This is a genomic window from Thalassotalea sp. G20_0 (assembly GCF_017744175.1).
Taxonomy (GTDB): domain Bacteria; phylum Pseudomonadota; class Gammaproteobacteria; order Pseudomonadales; family Endozoicomonadaceae; genus Endozoicomonas.
Window position 1 is genome coordinate 1 of the sequence record NZ_JAGHQV010000484.1, and the last position, 564, is coordinate 564.

Annotated in this window: 1 protein-coding gene; it reads right to left on the reverse strand. The window is 56.9% G+C overall.

Annotation, left to right across the window (positions count from 1 at the left end):
- On the reverse strand, nucleotides 1-564 hold a 564-nt coding region (locus tag J7438_RS27165; protein WP_209279124.1), incomplete at both ends, for a hypothetical protein.

Here is a 564-nt window from a genome sequence, read left to right on the forward strand (position 1 = left end):
TCCTGGCACGGCCCGGGTAACTGATCATCAACAAAGTTGGTGGCCAGTAACTCCCGGATCTGTTGTGATTTCTGTTGGTCGGCCTGATTCAGAATGGCGCTAATCTGGCTCTCCAGCGTCCCAACCGCTTGGCTGATGATGGTGTCTTGCCTGAGTGATAACCGGTGAGCGATCAGGGTATCTTTTAAGGTTGAGCGCAGGTTTCCATCAAAAAAGCGTTTTTGCCGGGTCAGTCGGAGATCAACACCCAATCGCTGTGCCTGGGGCCGCTGCTGTGCCCGGGGGGCGGCGGCGACCATATAGATGGCCAGCTGTTTCACTGCGTCGCGACAAATAGAGTGCGGGTTTTTGATGTCCTGGTGTACCGTGGCCGGACAGTGCCGGGCCAGCGTCCAGAAACAAGCCTCAATGTTCCTCAGCTCCGGGACAGGGTGGTCGGTCAGCCATTGCTCCAGGGCGGATCGGTCGGCCCGGTTGTCGGCGGGTTGATCAGGATAATAACCGGCAATTTTCGCCTTGATGAAACTGTAAATCTCCGGATCGCCACGATACGCCTTGGCCAAC